The organism is Alphaproteobacteria bacterium, assembly GCA_033344895.1.
Lineage (GTDB): Bacteria > Pseudomonadota > Alphaproteobacteria > UBA8366 > Aestuariispiraceae > Pacificispira.
This window is the reverse complement of the sequence record JAWPMN010000001.1, coordinates 2,017,905-2,043,694: the sequence shown is the minus strand read 5'-3', so window position 1 is coordinate 2,043,694 and position 25,790 is coordinate 2,017,905. Positions and strand designations below refer to the sequence as shown.

General features: G+C 62.2%; 30 protein-coding genes. 2 read left to right on the top strand and 28 right to left on the bottom strand.

Going from position 1 to position 25,790, the window contains the following annotated elements:
- Positions 1 to 93: 93 nt before the first annotated feature.
- From rplO to rpsL, 25 genes are all read right to left on the bottom strand, one after another.
- Positions 94 to 633, bottom strand: a complete 540-nt coding sequence (gene rplO, locus R8L07_10020) for a 50S ribosomal protein L15 (protein ID MDW3205869.1) — start codon at positions 631 to 633, stop codon at positions 94 to 96.
- 56 nt (positions 634 to 689) lie between these two features.
- Complete coding sequence (gene rpmD, locus R8L07_10015; protein MDW3205868.1) at positions 690 to 884, bottom strand: 50S ribosomal protein L30; 195 nt, start codon at positions 882 to 884, stop codon at positions 690 to 692.
- Complete coding sequence (gene rpsE / locus R8L07_10010) at positions 877 to 1,476, bottom strand: 30S ribosomal protein S5 (protein MDW3205867.1); 600 nt, start codon at positions 1,474 to 1,476, stop codon at positions 877 to 879. Before rpsE ends, rpmD begins: the two co-directional genes overlap by 8 nt.
- Before the next feature lie 16 nt (positions 1,477 to 1,492).
- Positions 1,493 to 1,855 carry a 50S ribosomal protein L18 gene (gene rplR, locus R8L07_10005; protein MDW3205866.1) on the bottom strand — a complete coding sequence of 121 codons (363 nt, stop codon included), beginning with the start codon at positions 1,853 to 1,855 and terminating at the stop codon, positions 1,493 to 1,495.
- A gap of 12 nt (positions 1,856 to 1,867) precedes the next feature.
- Positions 1,868 to 2,407 carry a 50S ribosomal protein L6 gene (gene rplF, locus R8L07_10000; GenBank protein ID MDW3205865.1) on the bottom strand — a complete coding sequence of 180 codons (540 nt, stop codon included), beginning with the start codon at positions 2,405 to 2,407 and terminating at the stop codon, positions 1,868 to 1,870.
- 16 nt (positions 2,408 to 2,423) lie between these two features.
- Entirely contained in the window at positions 2,424 to 2,822 is a 399-nt protein-coding gene (gene rpsH / locus R8L07_09995) for a 30S ribosomal protein S8 (protein ID MDW3205864.1), read from the bottom strand.
- Between the two features lie 13 nt (positions 2,823 to 2,835).
- Positions 2,836 to 3,141 carry a 30S ribosomal protein S14 gene (gene rpsN, locus R8L07_09990; protein ID MDW3205863.1) on the bottom strand — a complete coding sequence of 102 codons (306 nt, stop codon included), beginning with the start codon at positions 3,139 to 3,141 and terminating at the stop codon, positions 2,836 to 2,838.
- 19 nt (positions 3,142 to 3,160) lie between these two features.
- Positions 3,161 to 3,718: a 50S ribosomal protein L5 gene (gene rplE / locus R8L07_09985; GenBank protein MDW3205862.1), complete on the bottom strand. Its 558-nt coding sequence runs from the start codon at positions 3,716 to 3,718 to the stop codon at positions 3,161 to 3,163.
- Between the two features lie 37 nt (positions 3,719 to 3,755).
- Entirely contained in the window at positions 3,756 to 4,076 is a 321-nt protein-coding gene (gene rplX / locus R8L07_09980; GenBank protein MDW3205861.1) for a 50S ribosomal protein L24, read from the bottom strand.
- Positions 4,076 to 4,444: a 50S ribosomal protein L14 gene (gene rplN / locus R8L07_09975; GenBank protein MDW3205860.1), complete on the bottom strand. Its 369-nt coding sequence runs from the start codon at positions 4,442 to 4,444 to the stop codon at positions 4,076 to 4,078. The genes rplX and rplN overlap by 1 nt, the downstream gene beginning before the upstream one ends.
- 29 nt (positions 4,445 to 4,473) lie before the next feature.
- Complete coding sequence (rpsQ, locus tag R8L07_09970; protein MDW3205859.1) at positions 4,474 to 4,713, bottom strand: 30S ribosomal protein S17; 240 nt, start codon at positions 4,711 to 4,713, stop codon at positions 4,474 to 4,476.
- Positions 4,714 to 4,741: 28 nt separating this feature from the next.
- A complete protein-coding gene (rpmC, locus tag R8L07_09965) occupies positions 4,742 to 4,954 on the bottom strand; it encodes a 50S ribosomal protein L29 (protein MDW3205858.1) in 213 nt (70 codons plus the stop codon).
- A 12-nt stretch (positions 4,955 to 4,966) separates the two neighbouring features.
- Positions 4,967 to 5,380: a 50S ribosomal protein L16 gene (gene rplP / locus R8L07_09960; protein ID MDW3205857.1), complete on the bottom strand. Its 414-nt coding sequence runs from the start codon at positions 5,378 to 5,380 to the stop codon at positions 4,967 to 4,969.
- A 72-nt stretch (positions 5,381 to 5,452) separates the two neighbouring features.
- Positions 5,453 to 6,166 (bottom strand): 30S ribosomal protein S3, encoded by a 714-nt coding sequence (rpsC, locus tag R8L07_09955; protein ID MDW3205856.1) that lies wholly within the window; start codon positions 6,164 to 6,166, stop codon positions 5,453 to 5,455.
- Positions 6,166 to 6,546: a 50S ribosomal protein L22 gene (gene rplV, locus R8L07_09950; GenBank protein MDW3205855.1), complete on the bottom strand. Its 381-nt coding sequence runs from the start codon at positions 6,544 to 6,546 to the stop codon at positions 6,166 to 6,168. Before rplV ends, rpsC begins: the two co-directional genes overlap by 1 nt.
- A gap of 2 nt (positions 6,547 to 6,548) precedes the next feature.
- Entirely contained in the window at positions 6,549 to 6,827 is a 279-nt protein-coding gene (gene rpsS, locus R8L07_09945) for a 30S ribosomal protein S19 (protein MDW3205854.1), read from the bottom strand.
- A gap of 12 nt (positions 6,828 to 6,839) precedes the next feature.
- A complete protein-coding gene (gene rplB, locus R8L07_09940) occupies positions 6,840 to 7,670 on the bottom strand; it encodes a 50S ribosomal protein L2 (GenBank protein MDW3205853.1) in 831 nt (276 codons plus the stop codon).
- 42 nt (positions 7,671 to 7,712) lie between these two features.
- On the bottom strand, positions 7,713 to 8,021 hold the full coding sequence (locus R8L07_09935) for a 50S ribosomal protein L23 (protein ID MDW3205852.1): 309 nt from the start codon (positions 8,019 to 8,021) through the stop codon (positions 7,713 to 7,715).
- 11 nt (positions 8,022 to 8,032) lie between these two features.
- A complete protein-coding gene (gene rplD, locus R8L07_09930) occupies positions 8,033 to 8,653 on the bottom strand; it encodes a 50S ribosomal protein L4 (protein MDW3205851.1) in 621 nt (206 codons plus the stop codon).
- A 13-nt stretch (positions 8,654 to 8,666) separates the two neighbouring features.
- Positions 8,667 to 9,428 carry a 50S ribosomal protein L3 gene (gene rplC / locus R8L07_09925; GenBank protein MDW3205850.1) on the bottom strand — a complete coding sequence of 254 codons (762 nt, stop codon included), beginning with the start codon at positions 9,426 to 9,428 and terminating at the stop codon, positions 8,667 to 8,669.
- Positions 9,429 to 9,444: 16 nt separating this feature from the next.
- Complete coding sequence (gene rpsJ / locus R8L07_09920) at positions 9,445 to 9,753, bottom strand: 30S ribosomal protein S10 (GenBank protein ID MDW3205849.1); 309 nt, start codon at positions 9,751 to 9,753, stop codon at positions 9,445 to 9,447.
- A gap of 107 nt (positions 9,754 to 9,860) precedes the next feature.
- A complete protein-coding gene (tuf, locus tag R8L07_09915) occupies positions 9,861 to 11,051 on the bottom strand; it encodes an elongation factor Tu (GenBank protein ID MDW3205848.1) in 1,191 nt (396 codons plus the stop codon).
- Between the two features lie 63 nt (positions 11,052 to 11,114).
- Positions 11,115 to 13,193: an elongation factor G gene (gene fusA, locus R8L07_09910; protein ID MDW3205847.1), complete on the bottom strand. Its 2,079-nt coding sequence runs from the start codon at positions 13,191 to 13,193 to the stop codon at positions 11,115 to 11,117.
- Between the two features lie 12 nt (positions 13,194 to 13,205).
- Positions 13,206 to 13,676 carry a 30S ribosomal protein S7 gene (rpsG, locus tag R8L07_09905; protein MDW3205846.1) on the bottom strand — a complete coding sequence of 157 codons (471 nt, stop codon included), beginning with the start codon at positions 13,674 to 13,676 and terminating at the stop codon, positions 13,206 to 13,208.
- Positions 13,677 to 13,693: 17 nt separating this feature from the next.
- Positions 13,694 to 14,065: a 30S ribosomal protein S12 gene (gene rpsL / locus R8L07_09900; GenBank protein ID MDW3205845.1), complete on the bottom strand. Its 372-nt coding sequence runs from the start codon at positions 14,063 to 14,065 to the stop codon at positions 13,694 to 13,696.
- 702 nt (positions 14,066 to 14,767) lie between these two features.
- On the opposite strand from rpsL, the gene R8L07_09895 reads away from it, so the two are divergent.
- Positions 14,768 to 15,904 (top strand): ABC transporter substrate-binding protein, encoded by a 1,137-nt coding sequence (locus R8L07_09895; protein MDW3205844.1) that lies wholly within the window; start codon positions 14,768 to 14,770, stop codon positions 15,902 to 15,904.
- A 79-nt stretch (positions 15,905 to 15,983) separates the two neighbouring features.
- Positions 15,984 to 16,442, top strand: coding sequence for a GNAT family N-acetyltransferase (locus R8L07_09890; protein ID MDW3205843.1), 459 nt, complete (start codon positions 15,984 to 15,986; stop codon positions 16,440 to 16,442).
- A gap of 69 nt (positions 16,443 to 16,511) precedes the next feature.
- Here the strand turns inward: R8L07_09890 and rpoC are convergent, their stop codons facing one another.
- From rpoC to rplL, 3 genes are all read right to left on the bottom strand, one after another.
- Entirely contained in the window at positions 16,512 to 20,867 is a 4,356-nt protein-coding gene (rpoC, locus tag R8L07_09885; protein ID MDW3205842.1) for a DNA-directed RNA polymerase subunit beta', read from the bottom strand.
- A gap of 81 nt (positions 20,868 to 20,948) precedes the next feature.
- Entirely contained in the window at positions 20,949 to 25,127 is a 4,179-nt protein-coding gene (rpoB, locus tag R8L07_09880; protein MDW3205841.1) for a DNA-directed RNA polymerase subunit beta, read from the bottom strand.
- 276 nt (positions 25,128 to 25,403) lie between these two features.
- Positions 25,404 to 25,787 carry a 50S ribosomal protein L7/L12 gene (gene rplL / locus R8L07_09875; GenBank protein MDW3205840.1) on the bottom strand — a complete coding sequence of 128 codons (384 nt, stop codon included), beginning with the start codon at positions 25,785 to 25,787 and terminating at the stop codon, positions 25,404 to 25,406.
- Positions 25,788 to 25,790 lie beyond the last annotated feature (3 nt).

Genomic DNA, 25,790 nt, shown 5'->3' with positions numbered 1-25,790 from the left:
AGGAAACGCGCGGGAGGGGCGAAAGGACAGAATGTCGCTTGTCGCCCCTACCCGCGCGCTTAACTCTCCGACCCGGTTCGGTCGGTCACGCGATCACTCGCCGGCCAGGCGGGCGGCACGCTTCTCTGCCGCTTCCTTGCGGCGGGCGGCGCGCTTGCCTTCAACCTTTTCGACCGGCTCCGGCAGGGTCACCGAACCGCCGGCCTTCTCGACGGCTTCGATGGCAGCCTTGGAGGCGCCAGCGACCGAGAAGGAAACCTTGGCGGAAAGCTCACCCTTGGCCAGCAGGCGCACACCATCGCGCACCCGGCTGATCACACCCGCCGCCACCAGGGCCTCGCTGTCGACGGTCTTGCCGGCGTCCAGCTTCTTCGCGTCGATCGCCTTCTGGACACGGCCCAGATTGACCTCGACGAATTCCTTGCGGGTCGGATTGTTGAAGCCGCGCTTCGGCAGGCGACGGTACAGCGGCATCTGGCCGCCCTCGAAGCCTGCGATCGACACGCCGGTCCGGGACTTCTGACCTTTCACGCCGCGGCCGCCGGTCTTGCCTTTGCCGGATCCGGCACCACGGCCGACTCGGGTGCGATCCTTGCGGGCACCGTCCTTGTCGGCGAGTTCGTTGAGTTTCATAGCACTCATCCTCAAACGATTGAGAGAAGCGGGAAGGCCGCCGGCATAAGCCGCGGTTACTTCGACTCCTCGACGATTTCCACCATGTGATGGACCTTGCGGATCATCCCGCGAACCGCCGGCGTATCTTCCAGCGTGCGGACGCGGCCCATCTTGTTCAAACCCAGACCGATCAGCGTGTCGCGCTGCTCTTTCGGGCGGCGGATCGGGCTACCGGTCTGCCGAATGGTGACGGTCTTCTTATCAGCCATTGCTCAGGGCCTCCTGGGCGCTGTTGTCGACGCCGTCGTCGCGGCGGCCGACCAGCTCGGCAACCTTCAGACCCCGGCGCGACGCGACCATGCGCGGCGAGCTGGTGGCCTTCAAGCCTTCGAACGCGGCTTTGATCATGTTGTACGGGTTCGACGTGCCGACCGACTTCGCGACGACGTCCTGAACGCCAAGCGCCTCGAACACCGCACGGGTCGGACCACCCGCGATGATACCTGTGCCCGGAGGGGCGGCGCGCATCAGCACCCGGCCGGCGCCGAAGCGGCCCCGGATGTCGTGGTGCAGCGTGCGACCCTCGCGCAGCGGAACCCGGATCATCGTCTTGCGGGCCTGATCGGTCGCCTTGCGGATGGCTTCCGGCACTTCACGTGCCTTGCCCGATCCGAAGCCGACGCGGCCGCGGCCGTCACCGACGATCACCAGAGCCGCAAAGCCGAAGCGACGGCCACCCTTCACGACCTTGGCGACGCGATTGATCGCGACCAGCTTTTCGGTCAGTTCCGGTTCGTTGCTGTCCCGGTTGTCACGGTCGCGACCTCGGCCGCCCCGCTCTTCTCTCGGTCCTCGTGCCATATCAGCGGCTCCCGACTTAGAACGTCAGACCGGATTCACGCGCGGCATCCGCCAGCGCCTTTACCCGGCCGTGAAATTTGTACCCGCCGCGGTCGAAGACTACCACTTCGACACCGGCATCCTTCGCCCGAGCGGCGAGCAGCTTGCCGACTTCCACCGCGGCTTCCACCGTGGCACCCGTCTTCAGCTTACCCTTCAGGTCCTTGTCGACCGACGAGGCGGCAGCCAGCGTCCGGCCGGCCCGATCGTCGATGATCTGAGCGTAGATCTGCTTGGACGAGCGGAAGACCGACAGGCGCGGACGGCCGTTCGCCAGCTTGCGGACCTTGAACCGGGTCCGCTCCTTGCGACGTGCGAAAAGATCTTTCGTCTTGAGCATCTGTCCGGTTCCTTACTTCTTCTTGCCTTCCTTACGGAGGATGGTCTCCTCCGCGTATTTCACACCCTTGCCCTTGTAGGGCTCCGGCGGACGGAAAGCGCGAATTTCGCTCGCGATCTGGCCGACACGCTGCTTCGAAGCGCCGGAAATCGCGATGATGTTGTTACGGTCGCCTTCGATCGCGATGTTCAGATCCGACGGGATCGGATAGTTCACGTCGTGGCTGAAACCGAGCGACAGCTTCAGGGTCGACCCCTGAACCTGGGCACGATAGCCGACGCCGTTCACTTCCAGCCGGCGGGTGAACCCCTCACCGGCACCGTGGACCGCATTCGCGATCAGGGCGCGGGTCGTACCCCACGCCTGACGGGCGCGCTTGGTCAGTTTGACCGGCGTGACCTTGACCGCGTTGTCCTCGATCGAGACTTCGACGTTCTCCAGGACCTTAACGACCTGTTCGCCGTTCTTGCCCTTGGCCGTCACCACGCCGTCGGCAATCGAGACTTCGACGCCGTTCGGGATCGCGACGGGATAGACACCTACTCGTGACATCGTTCGACCCTCCCGATTAGAAGACGCGGCACAGGATCTCGCCGCCGACATTCGCTTCGCGGGCTTCGGCATCAGACATCACACCCTGCGGGGTGCTGAGAATCTGAATGCCCAGGCCGTTGTAGAAACGGGGCAGATCCTTGATTTTCGAATAGACGCGGCGGCCCGGCTTCGAGACGCGCATCATTTCACGGATGGCAGGTTCGCCATCGTGGTACTTCAGTTCGACGGACAGCTCGCGGACGCCCGGACGGAGTTCCGTCTCGGAGTAGCCGCGGATGAACCCTTCGCGCTGCAGCACATCCAGGACACGCGCACGCATCTTGGACGCCGGCACCGGCACGACCGCCTTGCGGGCGTGTTGGCCGTTGCGAATACGGGTCAGCATATCGCCGAGCGGATCGCTCATCGCCATGATTGGATCCTCCTCACCAGCTCGACTTGACCACGCCCGGGACCAGGCCAAGCGAGGCCATGTCACGGAGCGCGATACGGGAGATACGGAACTTCCGGTAGAACGCACGCGGGCGCCCGGTAATTTCGCAACGGTTGCGCACGCGGATCGGGCTGGCGTTCTTCGGCAGAGCATCCAGCTTCATCACCGCAGAGAAGCGGTCTTCCGGCGGCAGTTCACGGTCGTGAATCAGCGCTTTCAGGGCCGCACGCTTCTTAGCGTAGCGCTTGGCCAGCTTCCGGCGGTGTTCGTTCTTTTCGATGGCGCTTTTCTTAGCCATGTCTCGTCACTCCTCCGCCTTAGGCCTGGAACGGCATGTTGAACTTGGCGAGCAGGCTCTTGGCCTCCTCGTTCGTTCCAGCCGTCGTGCAGATCACGATATCCATGCCGCGCAGTTCATCGATCTGATCGTATTCGATCTCGGGGAAGACGATCTGTTCCTTCAGACCCATGGCATAGTTGCCATTCCCGTCGAAGCTCTTGCCGTTGACGCCGCGGAAGTCGCGAACGCGCGGCAGCGCGATATTGATCAGACGATCCAGGAATTCCCACATGCGCTCACGACGCAGGGTCACCTTGCAGCCGATTGCCATGTTGTCGCGGATCTTGAAGCCGGCAACCGACTTCTTCGCCTTCGTTGCCACCGGCTTTTGCCCGGTGATCTGCGCCAGTTCAGCCATGGCGTTGGTCAGTTTCTTGCGGTCTGCAACCGCTTCGCCGACGCCCATGTTGATGACGATCTTGTCCAGCCGCGGCACCTGCAGCGGGTTGTCATACCCGAATTCCTGCAGCAATTCGCTCTTGACCTTGTCGTCGTAGAGCTTCTTGAGCCGCGGGACGTAACGATCTTCAGCCATCGCTCGTATCCCTTACCTTCTTAAACCGTCGCCCACATCAGGCGTCGATGATTTCGCCGGACCGCTTGGCGACACGCACCTTGCGACCGTCCTCGAGAACCTTGAACCCGACGCGGGTCGGCTGACCGTTCTTCGGATCCTTGATCGCGATGTTCGACAGCGCGATCGATGCTTCCTTGTCGACGATGCCGCCGGTGGAAGCCTGCGTCGGACGCGTATGGCGCTTGACCATGTTCACGCCCTGGACCAGTGCGCGGCCTTCCTTCGGGAGGACCTTCAGCACTTCGCCTTCTTTGCCCTTGTCGCGGCCGGTGAGGACCACAACGGTGTCGCCCTTTTTGATCTTCGCAGCCATGATCAGATCACCTCCGGCGCCAAAGACACGATTTTCATGAACTGCTTCGCACGCAGCTCACGCACGACCGGACCGAAGATACGGGTGCCGATCGGCTCTTTCTGCTTGTTGATCAGCACGGCGGCGTTCGTGTCGAACTTAATCGTCGAACCGTCCGGACGGGCGATCTCCTTCGCGGTCCGCACGATGACGGCACGATGAACGGCCCCCTTCTTCACGCGGCCACGCGGAATGGCTTCCTTGACGGAGACGACGATGATGTCGCCCACCGACGCGAACCGGCGCTTGGAACCGCCGAGAACCTTGATGCACTGGACTTTCCGGGCCCCGGAATTGTCCGCGACATCGAGGGTGGTTTGCATCTGGATCATTGCACCTACTCCCGATCAGGCTGTTTCGGTCAAGCGTCCGCGCCGGAGACCAATTCCCAAGACTTACGCTTGGAAATCGGACGGCACTCGCGAATGCGGACGGTATCGCCGACTTGCGCCGAGTTGTTTTCGTCATGCGCCATGAATTTCTTCGACAGGCGCACGAACTTCCCGAAGACCGGATGTTTTACCCGGCGTTCGACCCTGACCACAATGGTCTTGTCAGTCGTGTTGGAGACAACCGTCCCCTGCAGAATGCGTTTCGGCATTATCCGAACCTCCTAATGCGCGGCCGGATCAGGCCGTGGCCGCCGAGGCAGCGCCCCGACGATCGTTCAACAGCGTCTTGATGCGCGCGATGTCGCGACGCACCGTGCGGACGCGCGCGGTATCTTCCAACTGCCCGGACGCCGCCTGGAAGCGCAGATTGAACTGCTCCTTCTGCAGCTCGGCGAGCTGGTCCTTCAATTCGTCGTCCGTCTTCGGACGCAGATCGGCGATCTTAGTCATTGCTTCGCTTCCTTACGCACCAATGCGGGTGACGATCTTGCACTTGATCGGCATTTTGGCGGCCGCCAGCTCGAAAGCCTCGGTCGCGACGTCGTTCGGCACACCGTCCATTTCAAACATCATCCGGCCCGGCTTCACACGGCAGGCCCAGAATTCCGGAGAACCCTTACCCTTACCCATGCGAACTTCCGCCGGTTTGGCGGAGACCGGAACATCCGGGAAAATCCGGATCCAGACTTTGCCCTGACGCCGGATGCGACGCACCAGCGCACGGCGGGCCGCTTCGATCTGGCGAGCCGTGACCCGGCCCGGTTCCAAGGCCTTGAGGCCGATGGAGCCGAAGTTCAGCGCCGTGCCGCCCTTGGCATTGCCATGGATCCGGCCCTTGTGCTGCTTGCGGAATTTCGTGCGCTTCGGTGACAGCATCGTTCTAACCCGTTTTCTCTTGGTTTGCGGCGATCACCGCCGCGTAAACCCTTCGTTCCTTACAAACCCGCCTTAGCGGTTCCCACCGCCGGAGTTGCCACCCGACGAGGACGCGCTGCCCTGCTGGTCGGCGGTCCGCTTGTCCTGGGCATAGGGGTCGTGGGCCATGATCTCACCTTTGAAGATCCAGACCTTGACGCCACAGATGCCGTAGGTGGTCTCGGCTTCGGCAGTCCCGTAATCGATATCGGCACGCAGCGTATGCAGCGGCACGCGGCCTTCGCGGTACCATTCCGTGCGCGCGATTTCCGCGCCGCCCAGGCGGCCGCCGCAGTTGATCCGGATGCCTTCGGCGCCCATGCGCATGGCGTTCTGGACCGCGCGCTTCATGGCACGGCGGAACGCAACGCGGCGCTCCAGCTGCTGCGCGATGTTTTCGGCAACCAGCTTGGCATCCAGTTCCGGCTTGCGGATCTCGACGATGTTCAGGGCAACATCACCACCGAACTTGGTCGAAAGATCGCGGCGCAGCTTTTCGATGTCCTGACCCTTGCGGCCGATCACCACGCCCGGACGTGCGGTGTGGATCGTGACGCGGGCGCGGCCGGCGGGACGCTCGATGACCACGCGGCTGATGCCGGCGGCTTTCAGGCGATCCTGCAGATATTCGCGCATGGCGACATCTTTGTGCAGCAGATCGGCGTAGTTCTTACCGGCGAACCAGCGGGAATCCCACGTCCGGTTGATGCCGACGCGCAGGCCGATCGGATTGATTTTCTGGCCCATTATTCGGTCTCCTCGCGCTCACGGACGACGATGGTCAGGTTCGAGAACGGCTTCTGGATCTTGCCGACGCGGCCACGGGCACGCGGACGGAAACGCTTCATGACGAAGGCCTTTCCGACATAGGCTTCCTTGACGTAGAGCCGGTCAACGTCGAGCTGATGATTGTTTTCAGCATTGGCCACCGCCGATTCCAGCGCCTTCTTGACCGTGTCGGAAATCCGACGACGGCTGAAGGTCAGGTCGTTCAGCGCAGAACCGACATCCTTGCCGCGGATCAGCGCCGCAACCAGGTTCAGTTTCTGCGGGCTGACCCGGATCGAATTCACGACCGCGCGGGCTTCCGTATCGGCCAGCGTGCGTTCTCTTGCCGCCTTACCCATCGTTACTTCCTCTTCGCCTTCTTATCGGCCGCGTGACCGTAGTAGGTGCGGGTCGGCGCGAACTCGCCGAACTTGTGGCCGATCATCTGTTCGTTGACCATTACCGGCACGAACTTCTGACCGTTGTGGACGCCGAACGTCAGCCCGACGAACTGCGGCAGGATGGTGGACCGGCGGGACCAGGTCTTGATCACCTCCTTGCGGCCGGATTCGCGGGTCTTCTCCGCCTTCTTCAGAAGGCTGAGTTCCACGAAGGGACCTTTCCATACAGAGCGTGCCATGGTCTCTAACCCTTACTTCTTCGCGTGGCGGCGACGGATGATGTACTTGTCCGTCGACTTGTTGGAACGGGTGCGCTTGCCCTTGGTCGGCTTGCCCCACGGCGTCACCGGATGGCGACCACCGGAGGTCCGGCCTTCACCACCGCCATGCGGGTGATCGACCGGGTTCATGACCACGCCGCGCACCGACGGCCGCTTGCCGAGGTAGCGGTTGCGGCCCGCCTTACCCAGGTTGATGTTCTGCTGGTCCGGGTTGGACACCGCACCGACCGTGGCGATGCACTCGGCCCGCACGATGCGCAGTTCACCCGAAGACAGCTTCAGCTGGGCGTAGCCCTGATCGCGACCGACCAGCTGGGCGTAGGTCCCGGCGGAACGGGCGATCTGACCGCCCTTGCCCGGCTTCATCTCAACATTGTGGATGATGGTGCCGATCGGCATGCTGGCCATCGGCATGGCGTTGCCTGGCTTCACATCGACCTTGTGGCCGGCCTCAACCTTGTCGCCCGCCTTCAGACGCTGCGGCGCCAGGATGTAGCTCAGCTCACCGTCTTCGTATTCGATCAGCGCGATGAAGGCCGTCCGGTTCGGATCGTATTCCAGGCGCTGAACCGTTGCGGTCATGTCCCGCTTCAGGCGCTTGAAATCGACGACGCGGTAACGGCGCTTCGCCCCGCCGCCGCGGCGACGCTGGGTGATGCGACCGGTATTGTTACGGCCACCCTTCTTGGTCAGCCCCTCGGTCAGGGACTTGACCGGCTCGCCCTTGTGCAGGTCCGAGCGGTCGACCAGGACCAGGCCGCGCTGGCCCGGGGTGATCGGCTTGTAGCTCTTAAGCGCCATGGCTTAACTCCTCTATCGATCCCGTATCGGTCGCCGTCCGGCTCAGACGCCGGCGCCGACGTCGATCGAATGCCCTTCTTCCAGGCTCACGACGGCCTTTTTCCAATCGCTGCGCACGCCGACACGGCCGCGGAAACGCTTGGTCTTGCCCTTCACCACCGACGTGTTCACGGCTTTCACCTTCACGTCGAAGATCTTCTCGACTGCAGCCTTGATCTCCGGCTTGGACGCGTCTTTCGCGACCTTGAAGACCACCGCATTGTGTTCGCCGGCCAACGTTGCCTTCTCGGTGATCACCGGGGCGACGATGACGTCGTACATGCGCTCCAGGCTGGGCGTCGTCTTATTCAAAAATTTCCAGCTCATTTCAACCGGGCCTCCAGACCTTCGACGGCCGCTTTGGTCAGAACCAGCGTCTCGCGGCGCAGAATGTCGTAAACGTTGGCACCCTGGGTCGGCAGAACATCCACATTCGGAATGTTACGCGCCGCCAGCGCGAAATTGCGGTCTACTTCCGAGCCACCGACGATCAGCGCATTGGCCACGCCCAGCGCGGTCAGCTGCGCCTTGACGGCCTTGGTCTTGGCTTCCGCCGCGGTGGCATCGTCCAGGATGATCAGCTTGCCGTCGGCCAGTTTGGACGACAGGGCATGCTTCAGGGCCAGCGCGCGGACCTTCTTCGGAAGATCGTGCGCATGATCGCGCGGGGTCGGACCGAACGCACGGCCGCCACCACGGAACTGCGGCGCCTTGCCGTTACCCTGACGGGCGCGGCCGGTGCCTTTCTGGCGATAGATCTTCTGACCGTTGCCGTTGATCTCCGCACGGTTCTTGACCTTGTGGGTCCCCGCGCGGCGCTTCGCCAGCTGGTAGTTGACCATACGCGCCAGAATGTCCTTGCGCGGCTCCAGACCGAAGACGTCATCGCTCAGATCGATGTCGCCGGCAGCCTTGTTTTCGAGCGTGAGGATCTTGGTTTTCATGATGCCTTACCTCTTACGCGTCGTTCTTGTCGCCATCGGCGTCGGCGGCAGGGGCCTCCGTCGCTTCGGCGGCTTCGACCGGCGCTGCTTCTTCCGACTTCGCCGGCTTCAGGGAAGCGGGCGTCGGCAGACCTTCCGGAAGCGCCTTCTTGACGGCATCCTTCAGCAGGATCCAGGCGTTCTTGGAGCCCGGGATGGCGCCCTTCACCAGGATCAGGCCGCGGTCGATATCGGTCGACACGACTTCCAGGTTCTGCTTCGTCACCTGGGACGCGCCCATGTGACCGGCCATCTTCTTGCCCTTGAAGACCTTGCCCGGGTCCTGACACTGACCGGTCGAACCATGCGCACGGTGCGAGATCGACACGCCGTGGCTGGCCCGCAGGCCGCCGAAATTGTGCCGCTTCATCGCGCCGGCAAAGCCCTTACCGATGCTGATGCCCGTGGCGTCGACATACTGGCCCGCCACGAAGTGGTCGGCCTGCAGTTCGTCGCCGGCCGCCAGCAGGTTTTCCGGGTCGACCCGGAATTCCGCCAGCTTGCGCTTCGGCTCAACCTTCGCCTTGGCGAAGTGGCCGCGCATGGCCTTGGTCGTATGTTTCACCTTACGCTTGCCCAGGCCCAGCTGCACAGCCGTGTAGCCGTCGGTTTCCTGGGTGCGCACACCCGTAACCTGGAGACCGTCCATCTGCAGAACGGTGACAGGCACATGCACGCCTTCATCGCTCCAGATGCGGGTCATGCCCAGTTTCTTCGCGATAACGCCGGTTCTCATCGGTCCAACCCCCGCGTCAGAGCTTGATCTCGACATCAACGCCGGCGGCGAGGTCGAGCTTCATCAGCGCGTCCACCGTCTGCGGAGTCGGATCCACGATGTCCAGAACACGCTTGTGCGTGCGGACTTCGAACTGTTCACGGCTCTTCTTGTCGATGTGCGGCGAGCGCAGCACCGTGAACTTTTCAATGCGGGTCGGAAGCGGGATCGGTCCCCGGACTTCCGCGCCGGTCCGCTTCGCGGTGTTGCAGATCTCCTTGGTCGACTGATCGAGGACCCGGTGATCGAACGCCTTCAGGCGGATGCGAATGTTCTGGCTTTCCATGCCTTCACCCTCTGTCATCCCCGTCGTTCAGGCCTTGCCGGCCATCCCGCTTGGGGGAAGGATTGCGGCGGTCCCGGATATGAGGACCGCCGCTATGGAGTCTCTACTTACTCGATGATGGACGCGACGACGCCGGCACCGACGGTGCGGCCGCCTTCACGGATGGCGAAGCGCAGACCTTCGTCCATCGCGATCGGCGCGATCAGCTCGACATCCATCGAAATGTTGTCGCCCGGCATCACCATCTCCGTGCCTTCCGGCAGCGTCACCGTGCCCGTCACATCCGTCGTGCGGAAGTAGAACTGCGGACGGTAGTTGGTGAAGAACGGGGTGTGACGACCGCCTTCTTCCTTCGTCAGAATGTAGGCTTCGCCCTTGAACTTCGTGTGCGGCGTGATCGAGCCCGGCTTCGCCAGAACCTGACCGCGCTCAACGTCCTCACGGCCGATACCGCGCAGCAGCGCGCCGATGTTGTCGCCCGCTTCGCCGCTGTCCAGCAGCTTGCGGAACATCTCAACGCCCGTCACCGTCGTCTTCTGCGTGTCGCGGATACCGACAATCTCGATTTCCTCACCGACCTTCACGATGCCCTGCTCGACGCGACCGGTCACAACCGTGCCACGGCCCGAGATCGAGAACACGTCTTCGATCGGCATCAGGAACGGACGGTCCTTCGGACGATCCGGCTGCGGAATGTAACGGTCGACTTCCGCCATCAGCTCGAGGATCTTCGACTTGCCGATGTTGTCGTCACGGCCTTCCAGCGCCGCCAGCGCCGAACCCGCAACGATCGGAATGTCGTCGCCCGGGAAGTCGTACGAGCTCAGCAGCTCGCGCACTTCCATCTCGACCAGTTCCAGCAGCTCTTCGTCGTCGACCTGGTCAACCTTGTTCAGGAAAACCACGATCGCCGGAACGCCAACCTGACGCGCCAGGAGAATGTGTTCACGCGTCTGCGGCATCGGGCCGTCCGCCGCGTTCACGACCAGGATCGCGCCGTCCATCTGCGCCGCACCCGTGATCATGTTCTTCACGTAGTCAGCGTGGCCGGGGCAGTCCACATGCGCGTAGTGGCGCGTCTCCGTCTGATACTCAACATGCGCCGTGTTGATCGTGATCCCACGCGCCTTCTCTTCCGGAGCCTTGTCGATGTTCGCGTAGTCCATGAACGTCGCGCCGCCCGTCTCCGCAAGCGTCTTCGTGATCGCTGCCGTCAGCGTCGTCTTGCCATGGTCAACGTGGCCAATCGTGCCAATGTTGCAGTGCGGTTTCGTACGCTCGAACTTTTCCTTCGCCATCTCTTCTCTCCATTCCGCGTCGGCGCCTGGCCGACGGACATTTATTCCTGATGCGGTAAGGCCTTAGGCCATCTTCGCCTTGACTTCGTCGGCGACGGCCTGCGGCACCGGCTCGTAATGGTCGAACTGCATCGTGTACTGGGCACGGCCCTGGCTCAGCGAGCGCAGCGTGTTGACGTAGCCGAACATGTTGGCCAGCGGGACCATGGCATTCACCACGCGGGCGATGCCGCGCTGATCCATGCTGCTGACCTGGCCACGACGGCTGTTCAGGTCGCCAATGATGTCGCCCATGTAGTCTTCCGGGGTCACGACCTCGACCTTCATCACCGGCTCAAGCAGGCGCGGGCCGGCCTTCTCCATGGCTTCGCGGAACGCGGCGCGGGCCGCGATCTCGAAGGCCAGGACCGACGAGTCGACATCGTGGTAGGCACCGTCGACCAGGCGGACGCCGAAGTCGATGACCGGGAAGCCGGCCATGATGCCGCTGTCCATCTGGGATTCGATCCCCTTCTGGACACCCGGGATGTATTCCTTGGGCACCGAACCACCGACGATCTTGCTCTCGAAGGAGTAGCCTTCACCCGGCTCATGCGGTTCGAATTCCAGCGTGATCTTCGCGAACTGACCCGAACCACCGGTCTGCTTCTTGTGGGTGTAATCCACGGAAACGGACTTGGTGATGGTTTCGCGATACGCGACCTGCGGGGCACCGATATTGGCGTCCACCTTGAACTCGCGCTTCATGCGATCGACGATGATGTCGAGGTGCAGTTCGCCCATGCCGGCAATGATGGTCTGGCCCGATTCCTCGTCGGTCTTCACACGGAAGGACGGGTCTTCGGCGGCCAGACGCTGCAGCGCCTGGGACATCTTTTCCTGGTCCGACTTCGTCTTCGGCTCCACGGCAATCTCGATAACCGGATCCGGGAACTCCATACGCTCCAGGATGATCGGGTTGGCCGGATCGCACAGCGTGTCGCCGGTCGTCGTGTTCTTCAGACCCGCGATCGCGACGATATCGCCCGCCATCGCGTCCTTGATGTCTTCCCGGCTGTTGGCATGCATCAGCAGCATGCGGCCGACACGCTCCTTGTTCTCCTTGACGGAGTTCAGGACGTAGGAGCCGGATTCCAGCGTACCGGAGTAGACGCGGCAGAAGGTCAGCGAACCGACGAACGGGTCGGCCATGATCTTGAATGCCAGCGCGGAGAACGGCGCGTCATCGCGCGTCTTGCGCTCCATCTTGACGTCCGGATCTTTCGTGGAGACGCCCTGGACGTTGTCGACGTCGAACGGGGACGGCATGAAGTCGATCACGGCATCGAGAAGCGGCTGAACGCCCTTGTTCTTAAACGCGGTGCCGTTCAGGACCGGAACGAAAGCCGACGCCAGGGTGCCCTTGCGGATGCACTTGATCAGCGTTTCTTCGGACGGCTCGTTGCCTTCCAGATAGGCTTCCATCGCCTCGTCGTCCTGCTCAACCGCAGTCTCGACCAGCTTCTCGCGATACTCCGCCGCCTTGTCGGCCATCTCGGCCGGGATGTCGACATATTCGAACGCCGCGCCCAGATCCTCGCCCTTCCAGACGATGTGCTTCATGCGGATCAGGTCGATGACGCCGTCATATTCGGCTTCCGCGCCTACCGGCAGATTGACCACCAGCGGCGTCGCACCGAGACGATCGACGATCATGTCGACGCAGCGATAGAAGTCGGCACCCATGCGGTCCATCTTGTTGACGAAACACATGCGCGGCACACCGTACTTGTCGGCCTGACGCCAGACGGTTTCCGACTGCGGCTCGACGCCGGCAACGGCATCGAACACGGCAACGGCGCCATCCAGCACGCGCAGGGAGCGCTCGACCTCAATGGTGAAGTCGACGTGACCGGGGGTGTCGATGATGTTGATGCGGTGCTCACGCCAGAACGCCGTCGTCGCAGCGGACGTAATCGTGATTCCGCGCTCCTGCTCCTGCTCCATCCAGTCCATCGTGGCATTGCCGTCATGGACTTCGCCGATCTTATGGGAACGGCCGGTGTAGTACAGAATGCGTTCGGTCGTGGTCGTCTTGCCGGCATCGATGTGGGCCATGATGCCGATATTGCGATACCGTTCGATCGGGGTAATGCGGGGCATGGTCGACGCTCCTTACCAGCGATAATGGGAGAAGGCGCGGTTGGCCTCCGCCATCTTGTGGGTGTCTTCGCGCTTCTTGATCGCGGCGCCCCGGTTGTTGGCAGCATCCAGCAGTTCGCCGGACAGCCGCTCGACCATGGTGTTTTCAGAACGCTTGCGGGCCATGTCGATGATCCACCGGAAGGCCAGCGCCTGGGCGCGGGTCGGGCGAACCTCGACCGGCACCTGGTAGGTCGCACCACCGACACGGCGGGAGCGCACTTCCAGATGCGGCTTCACGTTTTCCAGCGCTTCGTGGAAAACCTTCATCGGATCGGCGCCGCCGCGACCGGCCATGCGGTCCAGCGCACCGTAGACGATGCGTTCGGCCGTGGACTTCTTGCCGTCCAGCATGACCGAATTGATGAATTTCGACAGCACGACATCACCGAACTTCGCGTCCGGAATGATTTCGCGCTTCTCTGCACTATGGCGTCGAGACATGTCTTAGGGCCTCCCGATCACTTCGGCCGCTTCACGCCGTACTTCGAACGGCGCTGACGACGATCCTTGACGCCCTGCGTATCGAGCGTGCCGCGAATGGTGTGGTAACGGACACCGGGAAGGTCCTTCACACGACCGCCACGGATCAGAACCACCGAGTGTTCCTGCAGGTTATGACCTTCGCCAGGAATGTAGCTGGTCACTTCGTACCCGTTTGTCAGGCGGACGCGCGCGACCTTACGAAGGGCCGAGTTCGGCTTCTTCGGCGTGGTCGTGTAAACGCGCGTGCAAACGCCGCGCTTCTGCGGGCACGCTTCCAGCGCCGGGACTTTTTCCCGGACCGGCTTGTCCTTCCGCGCTTTGCGGATCAGCTGGTTGATCGTCGGCATATGATCTTCCCGTCGCCGTTTCTCTTCTTGGGCCACCCCGGAACATCCGGGTACCCTGGTCCATCCAAATCGCAATGGCCGGACTCTCGACCGGCACGATGCGAACCGTGACGCCGACCGAAGGAAAACCTTCCGGTCCCGCCACGCATGAAAACTCAATATGTGTTCGGCGCCCCCACCCATCGGGCGAAGACGCCAAGTCAGCTCTGGTATGCCTGAGCTGCGTTTAGGCTCATACCGCTTCCGGTGTCGCGCGAAAGAATGCCGAAACATTCCCCGGGTCAGTCGAAGCGTCCGATGCTGTCCGATTGCTCGTTCATCACCGGATCGGGCCTACCGCCAGCCCCTTTCCAAGGCGCGCGGATACTATTCACGCACCCTAGCCGCGTCAAGCGCGATTCTCAGGGATTTTGGGGATTCTTTGGTTCTTTCGAAAAGAACGTGCTTGGGCCGACTCACGCAATTAAATTTCACGAAATTCGACGCCGTCGTCACACAGCCGGTCTCAAGCCGATGTCCGAAATGCGAACGGGAGCCTGCACCATGGTCATTTCCGTATAGATCGGCCGGTTCCGGCTTGGCAAGGAATGGCTTTCGCCGGATCGTGAAATCGTCAGAAAGATTGGGGACGGGGATCGTGACGGGCCCTTTCGGGCATGGCATAACCGTCCGGACGGCGTGCTGGGTAAAGGATCGTTGCGGATGATTCCCAATACAGTTCGGGCGTTCGCGATGCTGATTCTGGTCGGCCTGTTCGCAATGGCGCCGGCCGCCCGTGTGGCGGCGCAGGCCCCGATCCAGGGTCCGGTCCGCATTCTGTTCATCAACCCCGCGCCCCCCGAGGACAAGCATTGGGGCATCGTCACCGATGTCATGAAGGCGGCCGCAAAGGATCTGAATGTCGAACTCGAGGTTCAGCATGCCTTTCATAGTGCCGCCTATACCCTGAAACATGTCAGCCTTGCAGCCCAACGGCCGGTGAAGCCCCACTATATCGTGTTCCGCAATGTGGACGGTGTGGCGATCAAGGTTTTTCAGGCCGCGCACTACGCCGGTATCAACACGATCACCATCGACGCACCGCTACAGAAAAGCGAGATCAGCCAGATCGGCGGCCCGCGGGAGAAGGTGAAGACCTGGCTGGGTCAGGTCGTTCCGGATGCCGCAACGGCCGGGGAAAGCCTGGTTACACTGCTCGTCAAGGCGGTCCAACAGAATGGGGCGAAAGGCGTGATCGAGGTTGTCGCCATGAGCGGCCCGGAACGGGATGTCGGCTCACAAGTTCGCGTCTTTGGGCTCAAGCGCGGCCTTAGCAAGATCGGCAATGCCCGCCTGCTGCACAGCTTTCCGGGAGACTGGGACACACGGGTCGCCGACCGCGAAGCCTACAAGGCCTTCCGACATGCGGCCGAGTCTCAGGTCTGGTGGGTGGCCGATGACAATATGACGCTGGGCGTCCTCAACGTCCTGCGCAACACCCACAGAAGGATCGGCGCGGATACGGTCATCGGGGCCTTTCACTGGACCGAGCCGATGATGACGGCAATTCTTCAGAACAAGGTTCATTATGTCGCCGGCGGGCATTTCATTCAGGGCGCCGCCGCCCTGATCCTGGCACATGACCATGCCCGCGGCCGCGATTTCGCCGATCTGGGCCTGAATTACACGATGGATTTCTCCTTCATGTACCGAAAGAACGTCGCGCAGGTCGGTCGGATCATGATTGCCGGCGCCTGGGACCGGATCGATTTTCGCCGTTTCAGCCGGGCCGCCAATCCGGCGCTGCAGCAGTACGATTTCAATGTGAACAGCTACCTCAAGGCCGTGCTGGGACAGTAGGACGGACCGGTTGTCCTGCGTGGCCGGTGCGGATTACGCTTCCGTCTCGTGCGCGCGATTATGATGAGGAAGGCCTCCATTGGATATCCGAGAAGACGACCTGAGCGGGCCGGAAATTGCCGCTCTGCTGCAATCCCACCTGGATCTGATGCGATCCATTTCCCCGGCGGAAAGCGTCCACGCGCTTGATCTCGAAAAGTTGCGCCGGCCGGACATCACCTTCTGGTGCGTCTGGGATGGCGACATTCTGTTGGGCTGTGGCGCACTCAAGGAACTCGCCCCGGACCATGGCGAGATCAAGTCCATGCATACGAGCGCGGCGAGCCGGGGGCGCGGCATCGGGGACAGGCTCCTGCGCCACATCCTGGAGGTCGCCCGGTCACGGGGATATTCACGCCTCAGTCTGGAAACCGGCTCCACCGAGCATTTTCGGCCGGCCCGCAGTCTCTACGCCAAATACGGTTTCGTCGGCACAGGGCCCTTCGGCAACTACCGTCCGGACCCGCACAGCGCCTTCATGACGCTCGAAATTCACTGACTCCCAGGCCGGGAACGAAGAAGGGCCCCGACATGTCGGGGCCCTTCTTCATTGACTGTCAGGAACGGCTTACTCGGCCGCGTCCGACGATTCCGTTTCCGATTCCGACGCATCCGCACCGGCCTCGGCGGCCTGTTCGGCTTCCAGAGCGGCCTGCGCGGCTGCGCGTTCCGCCTGGATGACCTTGTCGCGGCCCACGGCGACGCCGCGCAGACGCTTCATCACCGAACCGGTACCGGCCGGGATCAGGCGACCCACGATGACGTTCTCTTTCAGGCCTTCCAGCGTATCGATCTTGCCGTTCACAGCGGCTTCGGTCAGCACGCGGGTGGTTTCCTGGAAGGACGCCGCCGAGATGAAGGAATTGGTCTGCAGGCTCGCCTTCGTGATGCCCTGCAGGACCGGCTTGACCGTGATCGGGGTCTTGCCTTCCTTCTCCAGTTTCTCGTTCATCGTCTGGACCTCGTAACGGTCCAGTTGCTCGCCGACCAGCATGTAGCTGTCGCCCGGATGCATGACTTCCACCTTCTGCAGCATCTGGCGGACGATCACTTCGATATGCTTGTCGTTGATCTTCACGCCCTGCAGCCGGTAGACGTCCTGGATCTCCTTGCAGAGATAGTCGGCCAGCGCTTCCACGCCGAGCACTTCCAGAATGTCATGCGGCACCGGATTGCCGTCCATCAGCATCTCACCCTTCTGGATGAAGTCGCCTTCCTGAACGGTGATGTGCTTGCCTTTCGGGATCAGGAACTCCGATGCATCCTTCTCCTCGTCGGCCGGACGGATCACGATACGGCGCTTGGTCTTGTAGTCCTTGCCGAACTCGATGTAGCCGTCCTGATCGGCGATGATGGCGAAGTCCTTGGGCTTGCGCGCCTCGAACAGTTCGGCGACCCGCGGCAGACCACCGGTAATGTCACGCGTCTTCGAGCTTTCCCGCGGAATACGGGCCAGCACGTCACCCGCCTTCACTTCGGTCTGGTTATGGACCGACAGAATGGCGTCGACGGACATGAAGTAACGCGCTTCCATGCCGTTCGGCAGGGTCACGACTTCGCCGTCCTTGTCACGCAGGGTGATCCGCGGACGCAGATCGGTGCCCTGGGCCTGCTGCTTCCAGTCGATGACGACCTTCGACGCGATGCCCGTGGCTTCGTCGACCACGTCGCGGACGGAGACGCCCTCGACGAGGTCCACGTAATGCGCGACACCTTCGGTTTCCGTGATGATCGGGATCGTGTAGGGGTCCCATTCAGCCAGGGTCTGGCCCTTCACCACTTCGGCCTCGTCGTCGAGACGCAGACGGGCGCCGTACGGCACGCGGTGCTTCGCCCGCTCCCGGCCATGCTCGTCGACCAGCACCAGCTCGCAATTCCGGCCCATGACGACCAGACGGCCTTCGGAGTCGGTCACCACGTTGCGGTTGTTGATGCGCAGCTTGCCGTCGACCGAGCTTTCGACCGAGTTCTGCTCCGCGCCACGCTGGGCCGCACCGCCGATGTGGAAGGTCCGCATCGTCAGCTGGGTACCCGGCTCACCGATCGACTGCGCCGCGATGACGCCGATGGCTTCGCCGATATTGACCACGGTCCCGCGGGCCAGATCGCGGCCGTAGCAGGTGCCGCAGACGCCGACCTTGGTTTCGCAGGTCAGGACCGAGCGGATCTTGACCGAGACGATGCCGGCGGTTTCGATCGCGTCGGCTTCCGGTTCGGTGATCAGGTCGCCCTTCTTGACGATGATTTCGCCGTTCAGCGGATCGACCACATCCTCGGCCGTGCACCGGCCCAGGATCCGTTCGGCCAGGCCTTCGATGACGTCGCCGCCTTCGATGACCGCCCGCATGGTCAGACCGTGGGACGTGCCGCAATCCTCTTCCACCACGATGGCGTCCTGGGCGACGTCGACCAGACGGCGCGTCAGGTAACCGGAGTTCGCGGTCTTCAACGCCGTGTCCGCCAGACCCTTACGGGCACCGTGGGTGGAGTTGAAGTATTCAAGGACGGTCAGGCCTTCCTTGAAGTTGGAGATGATCGGCGTTTCGATGATCTCACCCGACGGCTTCGCCATCAGGCCGCGCATACCGGCGAGCTGCTTGATCTGCGCGGGCGACCCACGGGCCCCGGAATGGGCCATCATGTAAACCGAGTTCAGGCCCTTGCCGCTCTGCATGATTTTCATCATCTCGTCGGCGACCTTGTCGGTCGTGCCCGACCACAGGTCGACCACCTTGTTGTACTTCTCAAGCTGGGTGATCAGACCGTCGAGATACTGCTGCTCGTATTCCTTGACCTGCGCCTGGGCTTCCTCGATCAGGGCGGTCTTGGCTTCCGGCACCAGCAGATCGTCCTTGCCGAAGGAAATACCGGCCTTGCACGCCCAGCCGAAGCCGAGGCCCATCAGCTTGTCACAGAAGATGACGGTCTCTTTCTGACCGGTGTGGCGGTAGACCACGTCGATCAGGTTGGAGATGTCCTTCTTCGTCAGCAGACGGTTGATCAGGCTGAACGGCAGGTGCGGGTCGCGCGGCAGGATCTGCGCCAGCATCATGCGACCCGGCGTGGTAACCACGCGCTGGCGCACCGGATTGCCATCCGCATCGACCGTGTCGTAGATCGACTTGATCCGGCTGTGCAGGCTGATCGCCTTGGTTTCCATCGCATGTTCGATCTCTGCGAGGGTCGCATAGACCGGAACGCGATGGGCCTTGGCCTTGCCGTCGGTGATCAGCTTGAAGCCCGCCTTCGGATCCTTTTCGTCCAGCAGGGCGCCAGTCTCGGCATCCCGCAGCACGACATCGTCGCGCTCCAGGGCGGCCGTCAGGGCTTCCACGCTGTCCATATGGACGACGGGGCTCGGCGCATCATTGCGTTCATGCGTGATGTAGTAGAGGCCCAGAATGATATCCTGCGACGGCACGATGATCGGCTTGCCGTTGGCCGGCGAAAGGATGTTGTTCGTGGACATCATCAGCACGCGTGCTTCGAGCTGGGCTTCCAGCGACAGCGGCACGTGGACCGCCATCTGGTCACCGTCGAAGTCGGCGTTGAACGCGGCACAGACCAGCGGATGCAGCTGGATCGCCTTGCCTTCGATCAGCTTCGGCTCGAAGGCCTGGATGCCGAGGCGGTGCAGGGTCGGCGCGCGGTTCAGCAGAACCGGGTGCTCGCGGATCACCTCTTCCAGGATATCCCAGACCTCGGGGCGTTCCTTTTCGACCAGGCGTTTCGCCGCCTTGATCGTCGACGCCATGCCATAGGTCTCGAGCTTCGAATAGATGAAGGGCTTGAACAGCTCCAGCGCCATCTTCTTCGGTAGGCCGCACTGATGCAGCATCAGCTCCGGACCGACAACGATCACCGAACGGCCGGAATAGTCGACGCGCTTACCCAGCAGGTTCTGGCGGAAGCGGCCCTGCTTGCCCTTCAGCATATCGGACAGCGACTTCAGCGGGCGCTTGTTGGCCCCGGTGATGACGCGGCCACGACGGCCATTGTCGAACAGGGCGTCGACCGATTCCTGCAGCATGCGCTTTTCGTTGCGCACGATGATGTCGGGCGCGCGCAGCTCGATCAGGCGACGCAGACGGTTGTTCCGGTTGATGACGCGACGATACAGATCGTTCAGATCGGACGTCGCGAAGCGGCCGCCATCCAGCGGCACCAGCGGACGCAGTTCCGGCGGAATGACTGGAATGACTTCCATGATCATCCATTCCGGCCGCGCACCGGACGCCTGGAAGGCTTCAAGCAACTTCAGCCGCTTCACCAGTTTCTTGCGCTTGGCTTCCGAACCGGTCTCGGCCAGATCTTCGCGGGTCTTCTCGATCGCCTCGTCGACTTCGATCTGCGACAGCATGGACTTCAGCGCTTCGGCACCGATTTCAGCGGTGAAGGCGTCTTCACCATACTTGTCCTGCGCGTCGAGATATTCGTCTTCCGTCATCAGGGACTGGATCTTCAGATCCGTCAGGCCCGGTTCGGTGACGACGTAGTTTTCGAAGTACAGGACGCGTTCCAGATCCTTCAGCGTCATGTCCATCAGCAGGCCGATGCGGGACGGCAGCGACTTCAGGAACCAGATATGCGCGACCGGAGAGGCCAGTTCGATATGGCCCATGCGTTCGCGACGCACCTTGGACAGCGTGACCTCGACACCGCACTTTTCGCAGACGATGCCCTTGTACTTCATCCGCTTGTACTTGCCGCACAGGCACTCGTAGTCCTTGATCGGACCAAAGATGCGGGCACAGAACAGGCCGTCCCGTTCCGGCTTGAAGGTACGATAGTTGATCGTTTCCGGCTTCTTGATTTCCCCGAAAGACCAGGATCGGATCCGCTCGGGCGAGGCCAGCGAGATCTGGATATGATCGAAGCTCTGGAGCCCTTGGGGCTGACCGAAAAGCTGCATCAACTCATTCATGTTGCTCTCCTTTGCGCCCATTCAGTCTAACGGCGCTGTCAAGCTTTGGAGGAAAGGGGACGGGCGAGTCTTAACGCCCGATCACATTTCCTCCTGGATCAACTCCACATTCAGGCCCAGCGACCGCAGTTCCTTGACCAGGACGTTGAAGCTTTCCGGAATGCCGGCTTCGAAATTGTCGTCGCCGCGCACGATGGCTTCGTAGGTCTTGGTACGCCCGGAAACGTCGTCCGACTTCACCGTCAGCATTTCCTGCAGCGTGTAGGATGCGCCATAGGCTTCCAGAGCCCAGACCTCCATCTCACCGAAGCGCTGACCGCCGAACTGCGCCTTGCCGCCCAACGGCTGCTGGGTGACCAGCGAGTACGGACCGATGGAACGGGCGTGGATCTTGTCGTCGACCAGGTGGTGCAGCTTCAGCATGTAGATGATGCCCACCGTCACCGGCCGTTCGAAGACATCCCCGGTACGGCCGTCGGTCAGCCAGACCTGACCGGAGGTCTGCAGACCCGCCTTTTCCAGCATCTGGTTGATGTCGTCCTCTCGGGCGCCGTCGAAGACCGGCGTTGCGATCGGGATACCGCCGGTCAGATTGCCGGCCAGTTCCAGAACCGCGTCGTCGTCCATCTTCTTGATTTCGTCGACGATCTCGGCCTTCTCGTAAACGCCTTCCAGCGTCTTGCGCATGTCGATCGCCTTGCCGCCGGCCTTGTACTGTTCCAGCGCATCGCGAACCTGGTTGCCCAGGCTGGCGCAGGCCCAGCCAAGATGGGTTTCCAGAATCTGACCGACATTCATACGTGACGGAACGCCCAGAGGGTTCAGCACGATGTCGACCGCCGTACCGTCTTCCAGGTAGGGCATGTCCTCGACCGGCATGATCTTGGAAATGACACCCTTGTTCCCGTGACGGCCGGCCATCTTGTCGCCCGGCTGCAGCTTGCGCTTCACCGCGACGAAGACCTTGATCATCTTCATCACGCCCGGGGGCAGTTCGTCGCCGGCCTGGACCTTTTCGACCTTGTCGTCGAAACGGGCCTGAACCCGCGCGACGGCTTCGTCGAACTGCTTCCGCAGCACGTCCAGATCATCGTTGATCGTGGCGTCGTCGACCGCAACCTGGCGCAGCTGACCGGTGGTCAGGTCGTCCAGTTCGCTGCGCTCCACCTTGCCGCCGGTCTTGAAGCCCTTCGGTCCAGCCGTGATCTTCTGACCCTCGACCATGTCCAGGAAGCGGTTGCGGAAGGAGCGTTCCAGGATGCCGCGTTCGTCGTCGCGGTCCTTGGCCAGCTTCTCGATTTCCGCCCGCTCGATGGCCAGGGCACGCTCGTCCTTGTCGACGCCACGGCGCGAGAAGACGCGGACCTCGACAATCGTGCCCTTCGTGCCCGGGGGCATGCGCAGGGACGTATCGCGGACATCGGAAGCCTTCTCACCGAAGATGGCGCGCAGCAGCTTCTCTTCCGGAGTCATCGGAGATTCGCCCTTCGGCGTCACCTTGCCGACCAGGATGTCGCCAGCTTCGACCTCGGCCCCGATATAGACGATACCGGCTTCGTCGAGGTTCTTCAGAGCCTCTTCGCCAACGTTCGGGATATCGCGGGTGATTTCTTCCTGACCCAGCTTGGTGTCGCGGGCCATGACCTCGAATTCCTCGATATGGATCGAGGTGAAGACGTCATCGCGCACGATCCGCTCGGAAATCAGGATCGAGTCTTCGAAGTTGTAGCCGTTCCAGGGCATGAACGCGACCAGCACGTTCCGGCCGAGCGCCAGCTCGCCCAGATCCGTCGACGGGCCGTCGCCGATGATATCGCCGGCCTTGACCTCGTCCCCGACCTTCACCAGCGGGCGCTGCGTGATGCAGGTCGACTGGTTGGAGCGCTGGAACTTCAGCAGGTTGTAGATATCGACCGAGCTTTCGCGGGCGGCCTCGGCATCCGTGCGGCGCACGACGATACGGGTCGCATCGACCTGGTCGATGATGCCGTCATGCTTGGCGACGATGGCAACACCCGAATCCTTCGCGACCCGCGCTTCCATGCCCGTCCCGACCAGCGGGGCCGAGGCCTGGAGAAGCGGAACCGCCTGACGCTGCATGTTCGAGCCCATGAGGGCTCGGTTGGCGTCATCGTTTTCCAGGAACGGGATCAGGGCCGCGGCGACCGACACCAGCTGGCGCGGCGACACGTCCATCAGATCCACGTCCTGCGGGCGGGCGACCATGTAGTCACCGCGCGCACGGCACTGCACCAGATCCTCGATCAGGTTGCCCTTGTCATCGACCGGCGAGTTGGCCTGAGCCACCGTGTAGCGCGTCTCTTCCATCGCCGACATGTAGATCACCTCATCGGTGACCCGGCCTTCGACGACCTTGCGGTACGGCGTTTCGATGAAACCGTACTTGTTGACGCGGGCATAGGTGGCCAGCGAGTTGATCAGACCGATATTCGGGCCTTCCGGCGTCTCGATGGGGCAGATCCGGCCGTAATGGGTCGGGTGCACGTCGCGGACTTCGAAACCGGCACGCTCACGGGTCAGACCGCCCGGGCCGAGGGCCGACAGACGACGCTTGTGGGTGACTTCCGACAGCGGGTTGGTCTGGTCCATGAACTGCGACAGCTGCGAGGAGCCGAAGAATTCCCGGACCGCCGCGGCCGCCGGCTTGGCGTTGATCAGGTCATGCGGCATGACGCTGTCGATGTCGACGGAGCTCATCCGCTCGCGGATCGCGCGCTCCATGCGCAGCAGACCGATGCGGTACTGGTTCTCCATCAGTTCGCCGACCGAGCGTACACGGCGGTTGCCGAGGTGGTCGATGTCGTCGATCTCGCCCTTGCCATCCTTCAGTTCGACCAGAACCTTCAGGATCGACAGGATGTCTTCGCGGCGCAGCGTGCGGGTCGTATCCGGCACCGAGCCCAGATCGAAGCCCAGGCGCGAATTCATCTTCACGCGGCCGACCGCGGACAGATCGTAGCGCTCCGAATCAAAGAACAGGCTGCGGAACAGCGCCTCTGCAGTTTCCAGCGTCGGCGGCTCGCCCGGGCGCATGACACGGTAGATGTCGATCAGCGCATCTTCGCGGCTGGCATTCTTGTCGGCTGCCAGCGTGTTGCGGATCCAGGGACCGACATTGACCCGGTCGATATGCAGGGTCGGCAGATCCACGATGCCGTTGTCGACCAGCTGCTGCAGGTTTTCTTCCGTCAGTTCGTCACCGGCCTCGACGATGACCAGGCCGGTCTTCTCATCGATCAGATCCTCGGCGACGAAACGACCGATCAGATCGTCCTGGCGCGCCAGAACGTCCTTCACACCGGCTTCCGACAGCTTGCGGATCAGGCGCGGAGTGATCTTGGTTTCCGCTTCGACGATGACTTCGCCGGACTTGGCGTCGATCAGATCGTGAGTCAGCTTCTGACCGCGCAGACGCTCTGCGTCGAACGGCGTTTTCCAACCGCTCTTGGTCAGCGTGTAGGTGATCTTCTCATAGAAGGCCGCCAGGATGTCTTCCTTTGACATGCCCTGGGCCAGGCCCGGATCCAGCTGTTCGCCCTCCAGGGCCAGCTCTTCGCGCTTGCGGGCGGTCTCTTCGTTGTCGAGCGCCAGCAGCAGCGTCGTTGCCGGCAGCTTGCGGCGACGGTCGATGCGGACATAGGCAAGATCCTTGGCGTCGAATTCGAAATCGAGCCAGGAGCCGCGATACGGAATCACCCGCGCGGCGAACAGATACTTGCCCGAGGAATGGGTCTTGCCCTTATCGTGATCGAAGAACACACCCGGCGAGCGGTGCATCTGCGAAACGATCACGCGTTCGGTGCCGTTGACGATGAAGGTGCCGTGTTCCGTCATGAGCGGGATATCGCCCATGTAGACTTCCTGCTCCTTGATGTCGCGCAGCGAGCGGGCGCCGGTTTCCTCGTCCACGTCCCAGACCACGAGACGCAGCGACACCTTCAGCTGCGCGGTATAGGTCAGGCCGCGCTGACGGCATTCCTCAACGTCGTATTTCGGACGTTCCAGCTCATAGCGAACAAATTCGAGGCGGCTCCGGTCGGAAAAATCCTTGATCGGGAAGACGCTGCTGAACACTTCCTGAAGGCCGGCCTTTTCCCGTTGATCCATGGGAACGCCGGTCTGCAAAAAGGCATCGTAGGAGGTCTTCTGAACTTCGATCAGGTTGGGCATTTGCGCCACTTCCGCAAGACGCCCGAAGCTTCTGCGGATACGCTTTTGACCGGTGAACGACATCGCCATCTCGTTCCTCATCCTTCATCTGTTTCGCGCCACCCGTATCGTCCATGACCGCCTTGCGCGGCCGCCGAAACGGGTTTCGCCTTCTGCAACCGATCCATATCGGACGCCGGATGCGCCGCGACCGGACCGGGATCGCCTCGCATTACCCGAAGCCGGGTATCCGAGGCGCGTCGAGGGACGATGCCGACAGCCGGCTTCGCCCCTCTTCAAAACGCCGTCGGGACGGAACCGGTCGGGCCATACGGCCGATCGATCCCGTCCACGACGTAAAGCCGATTACTTCAGCTCGACGGTCGCGCCAGCTTCCTCGAGCTTCTTCTTCAGCTCTTCGGCCTCTTCCTTGGCAACGCCTTCCTTGACGGCTTTCGGCGCACCTTCGACGAGGTCCTTGGCTTCCTTCAGGCCGAGGCCCGTGATGGCACGGACTTCCTTGATGACGTTGATCTTCTTGTCGCCGGCGGCGGCAAGAACGACGTCGAAGGAGTCTTTTTCCTCGGCGGCCGGAGCGGCATCGCCACCGCCGGCACCCGGAGCAGCAGCCACAGCGACCGGAGCCGCGGCGGAAACGCCCCATTTTTCTTCCAACATTTTTGAGAGCTCAGCCGCCTCGATGACGGTCAGGTTCGAGAGCTCTTCGGCCAGTTTCTCAAGATCAGCCATTTC

Bases quoted from the DNA above. Each gene is read 5' to 3' on its own strand.
- R8L07_09895 (MDW3205844.1), top strand. From the start codon at position 14,768: ATGATTCCCAATACAGTTCGGGCGTTCGCGATGCTGATTCTGGTCGGC.
- rplN (MDW3205860.1), bottom strand. From the start codon at position 4,444: ATGATCCAGATGCAAACCACCCTCGATGTCGCGGACAATTCCGGGGCC.
- tuf (MDW3205848.1), bottom strand. From the start codon at position 11,051: ATGGCGAAGGAAAAGTTCGAGCGTACGAAACCGCACTGCAACATTGGC.
- rplO (MDW3205869.1), bottom strand. From the start codon at position 633: ATGAAACTCAACGAACTCGCCGACAAGGACGGTGCCCGCAAGGATCGC.
- rpsQ (MDW3205859.1), bottom strand. From the start codon at position 4,713: ATGCCGAAACGCATTCTGCAGGGGACGGTTGTCTCCAACACGACTGAC.
- rpsL (MDW3205845.1), bottom strand. From the start codon at position 14,065: ATGCCGACGATCAACCAGCTGATCCGCAAAGCGCGGAAGGACAAGCCG.
- rpmD (MDW3205868.1), bottom strand. From the start codon at position 884: ATGGCTGATAAGAAGACCGTCACCATTCGGCAGACCGGTAGCCCGATC.
- rpoB (MDW3205841.1), bottom strand. From the start codon at position 25,127: ATGGCGATGTCGTTCACCGGTCAAAAGCGTATCCGCAGAAGCTTCGGG.
- rpsN (MDW3205863.1), bottom strand. From the start codon at position 3,141: ATGGCTAAGAAAAGCGCCATCGAAAAGAACGAACACCGCCGGAAGCTG.
- fusA (MDW3205847.1), bottom strand. From the start codon at position 13,193: ATGCCCCGCATTACCCCGATCGAACGGTATCGCAATATCGGCATCATG.
- rpsE (MDW3205867.1), bottom strand. From the start codon at position 1,476: ATGGCACGAGGACCGAGAGAAGAGCGGGGCGGCCGAGGTCGCGACCGT.
- rplV (MDW3205855.1), bottom strand. From the start codon at position 6,546: ATGGGTAAGGCGGCAAGAGAACGCACGCTGGCCGATACGGAAGCCCGC.
- rplD (MDW3205851.1), bottom strand. From the start codon at position 8,653: ATGAAAACCAAGATCCTCACGCTCGAAAACAAGGCTGCCGGCGACATC.
- rpsJ (MDW3205849.1), bottom strand. From the start codon at position 9,753: ATGGAAAGCCAGAACATTCGCATCCGCCTGAAGGCGTTCGATCACCGG.
- rplR (MDW3205866.1), bottom strand. From the start codon at position 1,855: ATGCTCAAGACGAAAGATCTTTTCGCACGTCGCAAGGAGCGGACCCGG.
- rplB (MDW3205853.1), bottom strand. From the start codon at position 7,670: ATGGCGCTTAAGAGCTACAAGCCGATCACCCCGGGCCAGCGCGGCCTG.
- rpsC (MDW3205856.1), bottom strand. From the start codon at position 6,166: ATGGGCCAGAAAATCAATCCGATCGGCCTGCGCGTCGGCATCAACCGG.
- rpsG (MDW3205846.1), bottom strand. From the start codon at position 13,676: ATGTCTCGACGCCATAGTGCAGAGAAGCGCGAAATCATTCCGGACGCG.
- rpsS (MDW3205854.1), bottom strand. From the start codon at position 6,827: ATGGCACGCTCTGTATGGAAAGGTCCCTTCGTGGAACTCAGCCTTCTG.
- rplL (MDW3205840.1), bottom strand. From the start codon at position 25,787: ATGGCTGATCTTGAGAAACTGGCCGAAGAGCTCTCGAACCTGACCGTC.
- rplE (MDW3205862.1), bottom strand. From the start codon at position 3,718: ATGGCTGAAGATCGTTACGTCCCGCGGCTCAAGAAGCTCTACGACGAC.
- rpsH (MDW3205864.1), bottom strand. From the start codon at position 2,822: ATGGCGATGAGCGATCCGCTCGGCGATATGCTGACCCGTATTCGCAAC.
- rplF (MDW3205865.1), bottom strand. From the start codon at position 2,407: ATGTCACGAGTAGGTGTCTATCCCGTCGCGATCCCGAACGGCGTCGAA.
- rpoC (MDW3205842.1), bottom strand. From the start codon at position 20,867: ATGAATGAGTTGATGCAGCTTTTCGGTCAGCCCCAAGGGCTCCAGAGC.
- rpmC (MDW3205858.1), bottom strand. From the start codon at position 4,954: ATGACTAAGATCGCCGATCTGCGTCCGAAGACGGACGACGAATTGAAG.
- rplP (MDW3205857.1), bottom strand. From the start codon at position 5,380: ATGCTGTCACCGAAGCGCACGAAATTCCGCAAGCAGCACAAGGGCCGG.
- rplC (MDW3205850.1), bottom strand. From the start codon at position 9,428: ATGAGAACCGGCGTTATCGCGAAGAAACTGGGCATGACCCGCATCTGG.